General features: G+C 54.0%; 11 protein-coding genes. 7 read left to right on the top strand and 4 right to left on the bottom strand.

The features are described 5' to 3' along the window. Nucleotides 1-45 precede the first annotated feature (45 nt). Nucleotides 46-1428 carry a D-alanyl-D-alanine carboxypeptidase family protein gene (locus ACIRQ6_RS13805; RefSeq protein ID WP_420863911.1) on the top strand — a complete coding sequence of 461 codons (1383 nt, stop codon included), beginning with the start codon at nucleotides 46-48 and terminating at the stop codon, nucleotides 1426-1428. Here ACIRQ6_RS13805 and ACIRQ6_RS13800 read toward each other — a convergent pair whose 3' ends face one another. Beyond that, nucleotides 1429-2394, bottom strand: a complete 966-nt coding sequence (locus tag ACIRQ6_RS13800; RefSeq protein ID WP_420861185.1) for a cupin domain-containing protein — start codon at nucleotides 2392-2394, stop codon at nucleotides 1429-1431. Nucleotides 2395-2552: 158 nt separating this feature from the next. Here ACIRQ6_RS13800 and ACIRQ6_RS13795 point away from each other — a divergent pair, with 158 nt between their 5' ends. Both ACIRQ6_RS13795 and ACIRQ6_RS13790 read left to right on the top strand, forming a co-directional pair. Beyond that, the gene (locus ACIRQ6_RS13795) at nucleotides 2553-3314 is read left to right on the top strand and encodes an esterase/lipase family protein (protein ID WP_420861184.1); all 762 of its coding nucleotides are present in this window, start codon (nucleotides 2553-2555) and stop codon (nucleotides 3312-3314) included. 56 nt (nucleotides 3315-3370) lie between these two features. Beyond that, entirely contained in the window at nucleotides 3371-6943 is a 3573-nt protein-coding gene (locus ACIRQ6_RS13790) for a hydantoinase B/oxoprolinase family protein (protein ID WP_420861183.1), read from the top strand. 79 nt (nucleotides 6944-7022) lie between these two features. On the opposite strand, the gene ACIRQ6_RS13785 is transcribed toward ACIRQ6_RS13790, so the two are convergent. Then, nucleotides 7023-7841, bottom strand: a complete 819-nt coding sequence (locus tag ACIRQ6_RS13785) for a sulfotransferase family protein (protein WP_420861182.1) — start codon at nucleotides 7839-7841, stop codon at nucleotides 7023-7025. Between the two features lie 142 nt (nucleotides 7842-7983). On the opposite strand from ACIRQ6_RS13785, the gene ACIRQ6_RS13780 reads away from it, so the two are divergent. Next, a complete protein-coding gene (locus ACIRQ6_RS13780; protein WP_420861181.1) occupies nucleotides 7984-9561 on the top strand; it encodes a DUF5928 domain-containing protein in 1578 nt (525 codons plus the stop codon). 11 nt (nucleotides 9562-9572) lie between these two features. Continuing rightward, nucleotides 9573-9956 carry an HIT domain-containing protein gene (locus tag ACIRQ6_RS13775; protein ID WP_420861180.1) on the top strand — a complete coding sequence of 128 codons (384 nt, stop codon included), beginning with the start codon at nucleotides 9573-9575 and terminating at the stop codon, nucleotides 9954-9956. A gap of 2 nt (nucleotides 9957-9958) precedes the next feature. On the opposite strand, the gene ACIRQ6_RS13770 is transcribed toward ACIRQ6_RS13775, so the two are convergent. Next, a complete protein-coding gene (locus ACIRQ6_RS13770; protein WP_420861179.1) occupies nucleotides 9959-10882 on the bottom strand; it encodes an ABC transporter ATP-binding protein in 924 nt (307 codons plus the stop codon). A gap of 101 nt (nucleotides 10883-10983) precedes the next feature. Here ACIRQ6_RS13770 and ACIRQ6_RS13765 point away from each other — a divergent pair, with 101 nt between their 5' ends. After that, a complete protein-coding gene (locus ACIRQ6_RS13765; protein ID WP_420861178.1) occupies nucleotides 10984-11166 on the top strand; it encodes a zinc-finger domain-containing protein in 183 nt (60 codons plus the stop codon). A 40-nt stretch (nucleotides 11167-11206) separates the two neighbouring features. Here ACIRQ6_RS13765 and ACIRQ6_RS13760 read toward each other — a convergent pair whose 3' ends face one another. Next, entirely contained in the window at nucleotides 11207-11941 is a 735-nt protein-coding gene (locus ACIRQ6_RS13760) for a methyl-accepting chemotaxis protein (RefSeq protein ID WP_420861177.1), read from the bottom strand. Nucleotides 11942-12070: 129 nt separating this feature from the next. On the opposite strand from ACIRQ6_RS13760, the gene polA reads away from it, so the two are divergent. Beyond that, nucleotides 12071-14869, top strand: a complete 2799-nt coding sequence (polA, locus tag ACIRQ6_RS13755) for a DNA polymerase I (protein ID WP_420861176.1) — start codon at nucleotides 12071-12073, stop codon at nucleotides 14867-14869. Nucleotides 14870-14936: the final 67 nt, after the last annotated feature.

Below are 14936 nucleotides of genomic sequence, written 5' to 3'. Positions count from 1 at the left end.
GTGGCCTTGGGGCCCGTTCAAACCGTGGCTGCCCCCTATGCAGCTATGGTGATTGATGCCCGTTCCGGCGAGGTTTTGCATTCACGCAATGCCGACACGCGCTTGCATCCTGCATCGCTGACCAAGATGATGACCCTTTATGTGGTGTTCGAGGCTGTTCGTCGCGGGGAATTGTCGTTGGATCAACGCATCAAAATCTCCAAACGTGCCGCAGCCGAGCCCCCCTCGAAACTGGGCCTCAAAGCAGGCTCTCGCATCCAATTGCGTTATCTGATCCGTGCCGCTGCCGTAAAATCAGCCAATGACGCGGCCACAGCGCTGGGCGAGGCGGTGTCAGGATCAGAGGCGGCCTTTGCACGGCGCATGAACCGCACCGCCAAAGCAATCGGAATGGGCCGGACCACGTTCAAGAACGCCCATGGCCTGACGGAAACGGGCCATATGTCCACTGCGCGGGACATGACCACTTTGGGTCGGCGGCTGTTTTATGATTACAACGACTACTATCACCTCTTTTCGCGCTCTTCGATTGATGCAGGGCTAAAGGTGGTTCCAAACACCAACCGCCGCCTTTTGGCCAACTACCGTGGGGCTGACGGCATCAAAACTGGATACACGCGGGCGGCTGGCTTTAACCTTGTGGCCTCGGCCGAGCGGGGCAACAAACGCATCATCGCAACTGTGTTCGGGGGCCGTTCAACGGCGACACGAAATGCAAAGGTGGCCGAACTTTTGGATTTGGGCTTCCGTCGTGCACCGGGCAAAGCGCCAGTGCGCAAACCCAAACCGCCGCAATACATTGCCGAGGTTGCCCCCAATATCGGATCTGATGGCAAGCCTAAGGCGGGCAAGACCATTCGTCTTTTGACCGCTGTCAAACGCAGTCTGCGCCCCAAAGCCCGCACCGTTGTGACGACACCCACTGATGATGCACCACAATCAGATGTGATCATTGCCATGAACGAAATAGTCAAACAGGCAATCGCCGAGGCCAGCACGGTTCAGGCGGTCGTGCCAACACCGGAACCGCAGGTGTCTGGATCGGCCTCAGGTCTTAGCCTTGTGGAAAATACAGAGCGCAAGACTGTTAAACCCAAAGCCCGCCCTGCGAAGCTTTTGCAAGCATCCGTCAAACCCGTGGCCCCACAGCCAGCGGTTCAAAAGGTCGTGCGCCGGGTCGCGGGCACTGGCAAAAAACACTGGGGCATCAATGTAGGCCGCTACGGGTCACGCTATGCAGCGGAACGGGTTTTGCTGAAAACTGCCCTGACCGAGATGAACACATTGGACGGCTCGCTACGCAAAGTCTCCAAGACCTCGCGCGGCTATGACGCCTTGTTCACAGGAATGACCCGCGAAACTGCTGAATTGGCTTGCCGCAGACTGGCTGCCCGCAACCACGCGTGTACACAAGTCGGTCCCAGCTGATTAGTGCGGCTGGGTTGGCCCAGCAGGATCATCGTTAGATCGAACGCGGTAGAGGCTGGCATGGCCCGTCATCGCAGGGGTCAGACTACGAATCACTCCGGGCGGAACCGCACATGTATCGCCCGCGTTTAGCACGCTGCTGCCGCCATCATAGTTCAGACGCCAGTGTCCGCGCACCGGCATCAGCACTTCGTGCCCGTCATAGGCATAGGCGTCCGCAGGTATCGAGCCACGGGTTAGAAAGTCGACGTCAAATCCGGGTCTGTCCTGCAGCATTGCTTGATCGCCGATGACTTTGGCAGGCTGTTTGTCTGCTAAAGCGACCATATCCCAATAGCGCGCCACATAATGCGGCACCACGTCCAGCGTGCTGGGTTCAGGCATTTGGGCCAGAATGTCCTCGGCCATCAACGGCATCGGCTTGAGGCCTTCTGGCAATACTTGGCCCTGTTTGGTGTCATAAAGCTTGCCCGTCTCGGCCAGAACCAATCCGTGATCGGCGGCGTCTTGGATCACTTGCGGCGCCCACAAAACGCCTCCGCCCGCATCATCGCCGCCCAAGATAGCCATAATCATTCCGTAGTCCGTGCCAATATTTTCAAAGCCACGGAAAATGCCTGTGGGGATGTTAAAGATGTCGCCTTGTTCAAGGGTCACCTCGCCAGCATCGCCCCAACGGCCCCAAAAAAAGCGCCACGTGCCTGACAGAACAAAGAAAACTTCGGCTGTAGAATGCGTATGCAAGGAATTGCGACACCGTGGCGGTTGACCTGCGGCCCCAATGTTAAACCCGGGTGTGTCTTTGATATGCACATGTTGATCGGCACTTTCCGAGACACCACCACCAATGATTGTGAAGTTTTCCTTTTGGTCACTGCCGGGGGTATGAGCGTCGATAAAGGCAGTTTTGCAAGGCATAAGATCACCGTATCGAACGATGCGGGTCTCCATTTCGGCGGGGGTCATGTGGTTTCTCCGGTAATAGCTAGACACAGTGAACCAGTACATTTCGTCGCAGGCAAGGGTTTTTTGAATACGTGTGCAAAATGATGTTTTTACCGATTTAACGCAGGGTCGGGTTATCCTGACCTTTTATAGCAGTTGTCACGGCTTAGGTGGTTGGTATGGTTTTACGAACTATTGCTTTGATATTTGGATTGGGCTGGCCTGCCATGGCGCAAGCAGAATGTGTTGTTTTCCTTCATGGATTGGCCCGAACCGAAGCCTCGCTGTCGGTCATGGAAAACGTCGTCGCCGATGCAGGATTTGCCACTGTAAACCAAGGGTATCCCTCAACCAAGGCCCCCATCCAAGACTTGACCGATGCAATCCCCAAGGCCGTGGCCCAATGCGGCAATGCCAAGGTGCATTTCGTAACCCATTCCATGGGCGGCATCTTAGTTCGGATGTGGCTGGCGGAAAATCGCCCCGAAAACCTAGGCCGCGTTGTTATGTTGGCCCCGCCAAATCAGGGCTCGGAATTGGTCGATGTATTTGGTGATTTCCCGCCGTTTGAATGGATTAATGGACCTGCTGGCACATCATTGGGCACAGCCCAAGACAGTGCCCCCAACCAGTTGCCGCCGCCCAATTATCAGGTTGGGATCATTGCTGGAAAAACTACGTTTAACCCGCTGACGTCGGCCATTATCGGTGGGGAGAATGACGGCAAGGTCTCGGTTGCCAGCACCCGTTTGGACGGGATGACGGATCATATCGTCTTGCCCGTCACCCACACTTATATGATGCTCAACCCTATGACGATGGCTCATACTATTACTTTTCTAAAGACGGGTAAGTTCGATCACAGCCTCAAGTACCAAGATGCTTGGAAGGGCGTGGTCAATTGGGCCAAGATCAAGCAACGGATTTTGGGCCAAGGCTGATTGACAATTCCTGCCCCAGCCCGCCATTTAATCGGGCTGACAACAAAGGGCAGATCATGACCGACGCAAAATGGGAATTCTGGATTGATCGCGGCGGCACCTTTACGGATATTGTAGGGCAAAGCCCGGACGGCGACCTGATCACTCACAAGCTGTTGTCAGAAAACCCAGAACGCTATGCTGATGCCGCTGTTCAAGGCATCCGTGATGTGATGGGGGTCGAGGACTTTCCAACGAATGCGATCCGTTCGGTCAAAATGGGCACAACCGTTGCTACAAATGCCTTATTGGAACGCAAGGGTGAAGACGTTGTCTTGTTGATCACCAAGGGCTTTGCGGATCTCTTGCAGATTGGCTACCAAAATCGCCCCCGCCTCTTTGACCTTGAAATAAAGCGGCCGGATTTAATCTATTCCCAAGTGGCCGAAGTCACTGGCAGGCTGAATGCAGACGGTGCCGAGGTTACAGCCCTCGACGTCGAACAGGCCCGCCTTGATCTGCAATCAGCTTACGACCGTGGTACGCGGTCCGTGGCCATCGCGTTTTTGCATGCCTACCTTAATCCCGATCACGAACGAACCATTGCACAGATCGCCCGCGAGATCGGCTATTCCCAAATCAGTCTGTCATCCGATGTGTCCGGTCTGGCCAAACTGGTCAGCCGTGGTGACACAACCGTGGTAGATGCCTATTTGTCGCCGATTTTGAGGCGTTACGTGGATCAGGTTGCCGCGGCTTTAGATATTGGACGGGCCTGCGACGCGTTGCTTTTCATGCAATCCAGTGGTGGTTTGACCGATGCGGGCTTGTTCCAAGGCAAAGATGCCATTTTGTCCGGACCCGCTGGTGGGATCGTTGGCATGGTTAAAACGGCGCAAGTGGCGGGCCATAACAAGCTCATCGGTTTTGACATGGGCGGCACCTCGACCGATGTCAGCCACTTTGCAGGGCGGTTTGAGCGCAGTTTTGAAACCGAAGTCGCAGGGGTGCGAATGCGTGCGCCCATGATGGACATCCACACAGTTGCAGCGGGTGGCGGCTCTGTCTGTATGTTCAAGGATGGGCGCTATCAGGTCGGCCCTCAAAGTGCCGGCGCTGATCCCGGTCCGGCCTGTTACCGGCGCGGTGGACCCTTAACCGTTACTGACTGCAACGTGATGTTGGGCAAATTGAATCCAGATCACTTCCCAGCCGTTTTCGGGCTTGAAGGCAACCAACCTCTGGACGTTGATGTGGTTCGTCAAAAGTTCCAAACTCTATCCAACGAGATTGCGGCTGAAACAGGCCAACCGCCGCAAACACCCGAAAACATGGCCGCCGGTTTCCTGCGTATCGCCGTGGATAATATGGCCAACGCGATCAAGAAAATCAGCGTTCAGCGTGGCCATGATGTGACGGGATATACGTTGCAATGTTTTGGCGGGGCAGGTGGCCAGCATGCCTGTCTGGTGGCAGATGCTTTGGGCATGACCGAAGTGTTTTTACATCCCTTCGCTGGCGTTTTGTCAGCCTACGGGATGGGCTTGGCCGAAATTCGGGCGTTGCGCGACAATCAATTTGACGCGCCCTTGTCAGATATCGACGCAGCCCAAGCCGTGATCACCCGCCAAAAAGCAGACGCCGAGGCCGAAGTCCGTGCCCAAGGTGTCGATCAAGTCCACTTCGAAACAAGAGCGCATCTGCGCTATGACGGCTCACATCAAGCCTTGGACGTGGCATACGGCACGGTCCCAGAGATGACAGCGGCCTTTGAAGCGGCCCATATTCAGCGGTTTGGCTTTGCATCGCCAGAACGCGAAGTTGTATTTGAACAACTCAGTGTTGAAGCCATCGGTCAAGCAGCCGACGTGCAATCCCCCGGTATTCACGACCGAACCGCACCGATTGTCGCAAAAATCCCTGTCTATTATGGTAAATGGGCCGACGTCCCGCTTTATGATCGTGCTGAGATGGGAACCGGCACATCTGTGCAAGGCCCGGCTGTAATCACCGAATCCACCGGCACAACCGTTCTTGAGCCGGGCTGGGCCGCACAGGTGGATGCGTTTGGAAATTTAATCCTAACGCGCACCGAAAAAATCGAACGCACCAAGGCCGCTGGCACAAACGCAGATCCCGTTCTGCTCGAGGTTTTCAACAACCTCTTTATGTCCGTGGCTGATCAAATGGGGGCCACTTTGGCCAACACCAGTTGGTCCGTGAACATCAAGGAACGTCTGGATTTTTCTTGCGCCATCTTCGACAGCGCAGGTGATCTGGTGGCCAACGCCCCACATGTGCCTGTGCATCTGGGATCTATGTCCGACAGCATCAAAACCGTAATGCGCGAAAACGCCGGCGCCATTCATGAAGGCGACGCCTTTATGCTCAATTCGCCTTACAACGGTGGCACGCATTTGCCGGATGTCACTGTAGTCACACCGGTTTTTGTTGAGGGCGAAGTGGTGTTTTGGCTCGGCTCTCGCGGCCATCATGCCGATATCGGTGGCCGCACCCCGGGATCTGCGCCGCCTGACAGCACCCATATCGATGAGGAGGGTGTTTTGATCGATAATGTCCGCCTCGTGGACAAAGGTGTGTTTTTGGAACAGCAGGCTGCAGACACTCTGGCCAGTGGAACATACCCGTGTCGGAACATTTCCCAAAACATGGCGGATCTTAAGGCGCAAGTCGCGGCCAATGAAACTGGGCGTCAGGCCCTTTTAGATGTTGTGGCCAACTTCGGCGTTCAGGCGGTGGTCGCCTATATGGGCCACGTCCAAGACAACGCCGAGGCCAGTGTGCGTGCCGTCATCGGGACCTTGCAAAACGGATCCTACAGCTACGAAATGGACCATGGCGCTGTGATCAAAGTGGCCCTGACAGTGCATGACGATGGTCAAAGTGCGACGATTGATTTCACGGGCACCTCCGCGCAACACCAAGGCAATTATAACGCCCCTCTGTCGGTGTGCCGGGCTGTGGTTCTTTATGTGTTTCGCACATTGGTCGGCGCAGATATCCCGTTGAACGAAGGTTGCCTAAAGCCGCTCAACATCATTGTCCCTGATGGGTCAATGCTGAACCCGGTTTATCCTGCAGCCGTCATTGCAGGAAACACCGAAGTCAGCCAAGCAGCCTGCAATGCGCTTTATGCAGCACTGGGGGTCATCGCCGGATCGCAAGCGACGATGAACAATTTTGTCTGGGGAAACGAGCAATTTCAGAACTATGAAACGATTGCGGGTGGCACTGGTGCAGGTCCGGGGTTTCAGGGCTGCGACGCGGTGCAGTCCCATATGACCAACACCCGCATGACAGATCCAGAGGTGCTGGAAAAACGCTTTCCAGTGCGCCTCGACAGCTTTTGCATCCGCCATGGCTCCGGCGGCAATGGTCAGTGGCGCGGTGGCAATGGATCTTACCGCGAAATGACCTTCCTGGAACCCGTGACCGTCACGACCCTTTGCTCACACCGGATCATTCCACCCTTTGGCGTGGATGGCGGTGCTCCGGGTTCTGTGGGGAAAAACTATGCTGTGGTGTCAGGCGAACGCATCGACCTGCAAGGCAATGATGAAATTGACCTACCCAAAGGCGGAAAATATATCCTTGAAACCCCAGGTGGCGGCGGCTGGGGCACGGCCTGAGCCCCTTTATGTTCCGTCAAACACTTCAGGACACAGCGCGCCGCAGGCGCGCGCCCGCTCCCGCAGGGGCAAGGCGATTTTAATCGCCTAACTTGGCATGAACTTCGTCCAGATCAATCTCTCCAATGGGCATTTTATTTCCTGGGTTCTCAAAATCATATTTGAACAGATTGAAATCCCGTTTGTAGATCTCATAGACCAAATGCATGGACAGATCGTCGAAATAATCCTCAACTGGATGGGCCCGCTTGGGCCCGTGGCCTTCGCTTTCGTTGAACCGTGGGATGGCTGAAAGATCTACCGCATGGGGCGTCTCGATCTTGTCCAAAACCGATTGCATGCCGTCGTTAAAGGCTTCTGTCCAAAAGATATTGTCATAGCGCCCACCGTTCACGATGAACGTCGACACATGGCCGGACATCGCCGACCAGTGAATGTCGGGATCCATCGGGCGGCGCCACCGAATGGTGTCACGGGCAAACAGCAAAAACCTACGAAACGACTGAATTTGATCAAACTCTTGTTTGCCGTCGTCCCCGCCTACTTCGATCCCATATTTTTGCACCAACAGCGGCACCAAATTCCCGCGATACCGCTTGCCGTTTCGCTGGATGCCGCAAATTTTATCAAAAAATGATGACAAAATTCGCGTATACGGATTGCGCACACACGTGAACGCATAGGACTTGTGGGCGCGCACATTCTCGGTGATCACAGGCTGGCTGTCGTCCAGCGCCCATTTGTGCAAACCGCCCGACGCGTCATGGATATCCCCATCAAAAAAGGAGCCCTGGTCGGAATAATACATGATCTGACCAATGGTCGAGCACGCACATTTTGGCACCACGCGGTAGACCACGCTTTCGCTCTCGGTCATCCAAGTTCCGGGAAAACCCATCGTCATTCCTCCAGTTGGGTGGTATTTGGTCACCTCTGGTCAATATCTTGCCTGTAAAAAGCAAAGAAATGCTGTAAATTCAACGCCTCTTCACGCTATCTATCTGCAACAGTGACTTAAATCTAACGAGTTTGTTTCTAAAATGGCAAAAATCGCCTTCATATTGCTGTGCCACAAGGATCCTGACGCGATTATCGCTCAGGCGCGGCGACTGACGGCTGTGGGTGATCATATGGCGATCCATTTTGACGCCAGTGCCAATCCAGAACATTTCAAACAGATTAAGGCCGCACTGGGCGATAATCCCAATGTCTGTTTCGCCAAAAAACGGATCAATTGCGGTTGGGGTGAATGGTCGTTGGTGCAGGCCACGCTCTATGCGGTTGAGGCCGCAGAGGCGGCATTTCCGCGTGCCACGCATTTTTACATGCTGTCAGGGGATTGTATGGCGATCAAATCCGCTGAATATGCCCATGATTTTCTGGATGCCAATGATGTGGATTACATCGAGTCCTTTGATTATTTTGAAAGCGACTGGATTAAAACCGGGATGAAGGAAGAGCGGTTAATCTACCGCCACTACTTCAACGAGCGCGAAAACAAGGCCTTGTTTTACGGATCCTACCGTTTGCAACAAAAACTGGGCATGACCCGCAAAATTCCCGCGGATATCCAAGTGATGATCGGCTCTCAGTGGTGGTGCTTGCGGCGGCGGACCATCGAATGGATCTTGAATTTCACCCGCGAGCGCAAAGACGTGATGCGCTTTTTCCGCACAACATGGATCCCCGACGAGACGTTTTTTCAAACGCTTGTCCGCCACTTGGTGCCAGAAAATGAGATCGACACGCGCACACTCACGTTTTTGTTGTTCACGGATTACGGGATGCCCGTGACATTTTATGACGACCATTATGATTTGCTGCTTAGTCAGGATTTCCTTTTTGCGCGGAAAATCAGTCCGCAGGCAATCACCCTCAAAAAACGTTTGGGGGACTTGTATGCAGCCGAGGATGTGGAGTTCAAGATATCCAACGAAGGCGGCAGCCTGTTTAAGTTTCTCACCGGGCGTGGCCGTATCGGCCGTCGCTTTGCCACCCGGTTTTGGGAAACGGAATCGTCGCTGGGCCGCGAGCGCGAACTGATGATTGTGGCGTGCAAAAAATGGCATGTGGCCAAACGTCTGTTGGGTCATGCGAAACAAAAAACCAATGTGCCCATGATCGAATATCTGTTCAGCGAAGAGGATACGCCACTGCCAGATTTGGGTGGGATTCAGACCACGTTGGGCAAACGTACACGCCATAGACGCGCTTTGATGCGGATGCTGTTTGATTACAACGACAGCGACCGCCTGCTCATCTGCCTTGATCCGGAAAACATCGATCTGTTGCAGGACTTTTATTCGGATCGCTCCAAGACCAAGCTGTTGGAAGTCGAGTGCGACTTTACCGATGAATACCTGTTGGGCCATGCCAAACGGGTAGGGTTGGCGGGCGAAAAGACCTCGAAAGAAACGTTGGATCAACTGCTTCCGACGATCCGTTACGACGTGGTTTTTGAAAGCGACAGAATTCGCGACGCAAACTTCCCCAATCATTACCGCTTGCGCGAATCTGCCTCGATCGAGGAAAATACCTTGCCATTGGCCGAATTTTTGTCGATCCCAGAAGAGGTCGCCCGAGATATCGCTGCGACCGAACATTTGTTCACTGACTAAGGGGCGGTCCAATGGCCTATGTGTATGACGACGAAAATATTTTTGCTAAAATTCTGCGTGGCGAAATTCCCAATACAACTGTTTTTGAAAGCCAGCACAGCTTGGCCTTTAACGATGTCTACCCCCAAGCACCGCACCATGTTTTGGTGATCCCGAAAGGCAAATACGTGAACTACGACCATTTCGCTGCTGAAGCATCAGACACCGAAATTGTGGATTTCACCCGCACTATTTCTGCGGTTTGCGATATTTTGGAGATCTGCCCCGGGGACGAGGGCAACGGATACCGTATGATTTCAAACGCAGGCACCGATGGCGTTCAAGAAGTACCGCATTTGCATGTTCATATCTGTGCCGGGCGTGAATTGGGCAGAATGCTGCAAAAAACCCAATAGGGCTAGGCGCGGGTCAGGTCCAAAAACACGTCTTCAAGGTCGGCCTCTTGGGTTTTGACATCCGCAATGCGGACGCCTGCGTCGCGCACCATTCCCAAAATGTCCTCGGCACTGGTCTGCCCACGGCGATAGGAGAAAACCAGTGTGCCGTCATCGGCACGATCGAATTGCACACCCGTCGGCAGCTCAAATTCGTGTATCTGCGGTGATTGGGGTTGAATAACGAGAGTCTTACTGTCCAGCCGTCCTAACAGGTTCTGCGTTGTGTCCTGAACCACGACGGCGCCATGGTTAATGATGGCGATTTCGTCACACATTTCTTGGGCTTCTTCCAAGTAATGCGTGGTCAGAATGATGGTCATGCCTTGCGCGTTCAGCTTGCGCACATTGGCCCACAGCATATTGCGCAACTCGATATCAACGCCTGCCGTCGGTTCGTCCAAAACCAAGACATGTGGATTATGAACCAGTGCTTTGCCGAGCAACAACCGCCTGCGCATCCCGCCTGAGAGGGATCTGGCATGGGCATCAGCCTTGTCCGACAGGCCGATCAGCTGCAAAATCGTATCGGTTTGGCGGTCGCCGCGCGCCACACCATAAAGACCCGCTTGCATTTCCAAGGCCCCGCGTGGGCTGAAAAAAGGATCCAAATGCAATTCCTGGGGCATAACACCGATACTGGCCCGTGATTGGCGCGGATTACTGTCTTGATCAAAGCCCCATATTTTGACCTGACCTTGTGTTTTTAAAACCAAACCGGCCAGAATATTGATCAAGGTTGATTTGCCAGCACCATTTGGCCCCAAAAGGCCAAAAATGCTGCCTTGCGGTATGTCCAGATCGACGCCGTTTAGCGCATCTTTGGGGGCTTGGTTGCCTTGGGCCGCGTAGGTTTTGCGCAAACCGCGAATTTCAATTGCATTCATTGCCTACCACCCCGTCAAAGCCCTTGCCCGTGCGGGCATGTTTGGTATCTTGCCCAGCGACATAGGCTGCGGTCTATCCTCAGGCAACAAGGAATGTAGCGATGACACGCGCGCCACAAGAAACGATAATTGTAGACGCCTACCGGATAGCCTGTGATGGCGGGGGTGGCAGTGGTGGTCACCCGCGGGTATGGCTACAAATTCCCAAAGATGTGGGTTGGGTTGTGTGCCCTTACTGCGATACGCGTTATGTGCATCGGGATTTTGAAGGCACAGTCGATTAAGCCTGCGCTTCGAGGATCTGTTGATCGACCGGTTCCCTAATTACGCAAAGTCCAAAGTGTCGGATAAGCCGTCCTTGACCGTCGTGCCGACGCGAGAAATCTCATCCGAAAGGGCGTTGATTTCTTGAGCGATGATCGAGAACGCACGCCCGTTGTCGCCTGCGCGAGCAGCCTCAATCTGGGCATTAATCGACACCATGCGCACCGTGCGGGCAATTTCACCAATCAGATCCACACCATGCCGCGCCCGTGATGCGCTTTCTTGGATATGTGCGACGCGCGCAGCGCGGTCTTTTTTCATGATGTCTTGCAAGCGTTCGATAAATGCATTGAAGGGGGTGATGAACTGATCCCTTACAATCGCCAGTGAGGCAAAAATCTCATCCAACGCGCAAGGCTGACCGGTGTCTATATTTTCTGAAAAGCGTGTTAAATATTGGCTCAGCGCTTTGGTTGCCTTCAAACACTCCACGTCCTTTTTGAGTTCGTTACGCATCCATTCCAAAGCCTTTGGATCAAGATCTTCAACGGCATCATTGCCCAAAAGGGCGGCAACCGCGATTTTGACCGGCATCAAACAGCGTTGTAGGCCGGCTGTACTGATCTCATGTTCTGTTTCGTCGCGTGCAGCCATGCCTGCCAGCAAATAGGCCGTCATTCTGGCGCCGTTGTCCCGCAGCAGACCAATTGTCGCTACAACCTCTGCCCGGGCATGATCTGCGTTGGGGGTTTGCACCGTGCTAAAAGCGGGATTTGGATCAAGAGTATCTTTCATGAGTGAAGGATATTTCACGATCCTCTTACAAAACTATGAACACCGGACAGTCTTTCGCATTTGATCTCTGGTCGACCTGCAAGGATCGTGGCACATATGGGATGTTATCGGGTCCGTGGGGGAAATTAGATGTCTGAGACGTTCGGCAAAGGGTGCCATTTACACTTGATCGACGGGTCCGCGTTTATCTTTCGCGCCTACCATGCGTTGCCGCCCTTAACCCGTAAATCTGATGGTTTGCCCATTGGCGCCGTGTCGGGATTTTGCAACATGTTGCAGCGGTATGTTGAAGGCAACGCGGGCGGCGATGTGACCCATGTGGCCGTCATCTTTGACAAGGGCAGCCACACGTTCCGCAACGATCTTTATGACCAATACAAAGCCAATCGCGATGCCATGCCCGAGGACTTGCGCCCACAGATCCCATTGACCCGCGATGCCACCCGCGCTTTCAATATCGCCTGCCATGAAATCGAAGGCTATGAGGCCGATGATATCATTGCGACCTTGGCGGTGCAGGCCCGCGCTTTGGGGGGCAATTGCACGATTATTTCCAGCGACAAAGATTTGATGCAATTGGTTGGCGAAGGTGTCGAGATGTTCGACGCGATGAAAAACAATCGCATCGGTGTGGCGGGCGTCGAAGAAAAATTTGGCGTGGGCCCAAACCGTGTGGTCGACGTGCAGGCCTTAGCAGGGGACAGCGTTGACAACGTGCCCGGCGCGCCCGGAATTGGGATCAAAACAGCTGCCCTTTTGATTAATGAATACGGTGACTTGGAAACTCTGCTAGAGCGCGCAGAAGAGATCAAACAACCCAAGCGCCGCCAGTCTCTGATTGAGAACAAAGAGCAGATCCTGCTATCCAAGAAACTGGTTCAATTGGACGAAAACACACCGCTGGACTTTACCATTGATGATCTGGAGGTCCGCGACCCTGAGCCGGACGTCCTGATGGGCTTTTTGGCGGAAATGGAATTCCGTACCCTGACCAAACGCATCGCGGAAGCGCTTAAGGTCGAAGCACCTGTGATAGCCGATGCGCCTGCGCCAGGGTCTGATGTGGATGCCCCGGATCAAGTTGCGTTCGCCGATGCAAAATATGATTGCGTGACCAATGCGGAGGCTTTGAAAACATGGATTGGCCGCATTTATCAGCGCGGCTTTGTGGCCATCGATACCGAAACCACGGGCCTAGACGATATGCGCGCTGATTTGGTCGGGATTAGCCTGTGTGTTGACGCAGGCCATGCCTGTTACATTCCGCTTACGCACAAGGAGGGCGAGGCATCTGACCTCTTTGGCAGCGATAAACTAGTCGACGGCCAGATGGATCTGGAAGAGGCGCTTACCCTGCTGAGGCCGATGATGGCGGATCCATCTATTGTGAAAATTGGCCAAAATATGAAATACGACGCCAAGATTTTTGCCCGATACGATGCACCAATTCACCCCATAGATGATACCATGTTGATGTCTTATGCGCTGCACGCAGGGCTGCACAATCACGGTATGGATGGGTTGTCCGAGCGGTACCTAGGACACACGCCGATCTCGATCAAAACCCTTTTGGGTACTGGCAAATCAGCCATCACGTTCGACCGTGTTCCGGTCGACGATGCGGTGCGCTATGCTGCGGAAGATGCCGACATAACTCTGCGTTTATGGCATGCGTTCAAGCCAAAGCTGCACGTCAACAAAGTCACCCGCGTTTATGAGACGCTGGAACGGCCTTTGGTTCCTGTATTGGCCCAAATGGAACGCCACGGGATCAAAGTGGACCGCGATGTGCTGTCACGTATGTCAAATGCCTTCGCCCAGAAAATGGCGGGCCTCGAGGCCGAAATCCAGGAACTTGCAGGACAGTCCTTCAACGTGGGTTCGCCCAAGCAGCTTGGTGAAATCCTGTTTGACAAACTAGAGCTTCCTGGCGGCAAAAAGGGAAAAACAGGGGCTTATGCCACCGGTGCAGATGTTCTTGAGGACCTTGCGACAGAACATGAATTGCCCGGTCGCGTTCTGGATTGGCGTCAGTTGAGCAAGCTGAAATCGACCTACACTGACGCGCTGCAGGACCACATCAACCCCGACACAGGTCGCGTGCACACCTCCTATGTTCAATCCGGCGCCAGCACAGGTCGAATGGCCAGCTCGGACCCGAATTTGCAGAACATTCCGATCCGTTCAGAAGAGGGGCGCCGGATCCGTGAAGCCTTTGTGGCCGAAGAGGGCAAGACCTTGATCGCCTTGGATTATAGCCAGATTGAGTTGCGCATTCTGGCCCATATGGCCGATATCCCCGCCCTCAAACAGGCGTTTCACGACGGGTTGGACATCCATGCCATGACGGCCTCTGAAATGTTCAATGTACCATTGGAAGAGATGACGCCAGACGTGCGCCGCCAAGCCAAGGCGATTAACTTTGGGGTGATCTATGGCATCTCAGGGTTCGGTCTGGCCCGCAACCTGCGGATCCCACGGGCCGAGGCGCAAGGATTTATCGATCGCTACTTTGAACGGTTTCCGGGTATCAAAACGTATATGGACGACACGATCGCCTTTGCCAAAGAACATGAATTTGTTCAAACCCTGTTTGGTCGCAAAATCCACACCCCCGAGATGAACGCCAAAGGGCCGCGTGCTGGCTTTGCCAAACGCGCTGCAATCAATGCCCCGATCCAAGGCACTGCCGCCGATGTGATCCGCCGCGCGATGATCCGCATGCCCGACGCCATAGCCGATTTGCCCTGTAAAATGCTCCTTCAGGTCCACGATGAACTTTTGTTCGAGGTTGAAGAAGGCGCGCAAGAACAGGTTATCTCTGCCGTTAGAAATATCATGGAGAATGCTGCAGACCCTGTCGTGAAACTGGACGTGCCACTGATTGTCGATGCGGGTGAGGGGCCGAACTGGGCGCAAGCTCATTAAAACTTGCCAAGATTTGAACACATATTGATGTCACAAACCGGTTCGGACCTGCTTGATCTTCATAGAA

The sequence above is a fragment of the Algirhabdus cladophorae genome (genome assembly GCF_044772865.1).
GTDB classification, from domain to species: Bacteria; Pseudomonadota; Alphaproteobacteria; order Rhodobacterales; family Rhodobacteraceae; genus Algirhabdus; species Algirhabdus cladophorae.
Note: the sequence above shows the minus strand (reverse complement) of the source record. Positions and strands in the feature narration are given on the sequence as shown.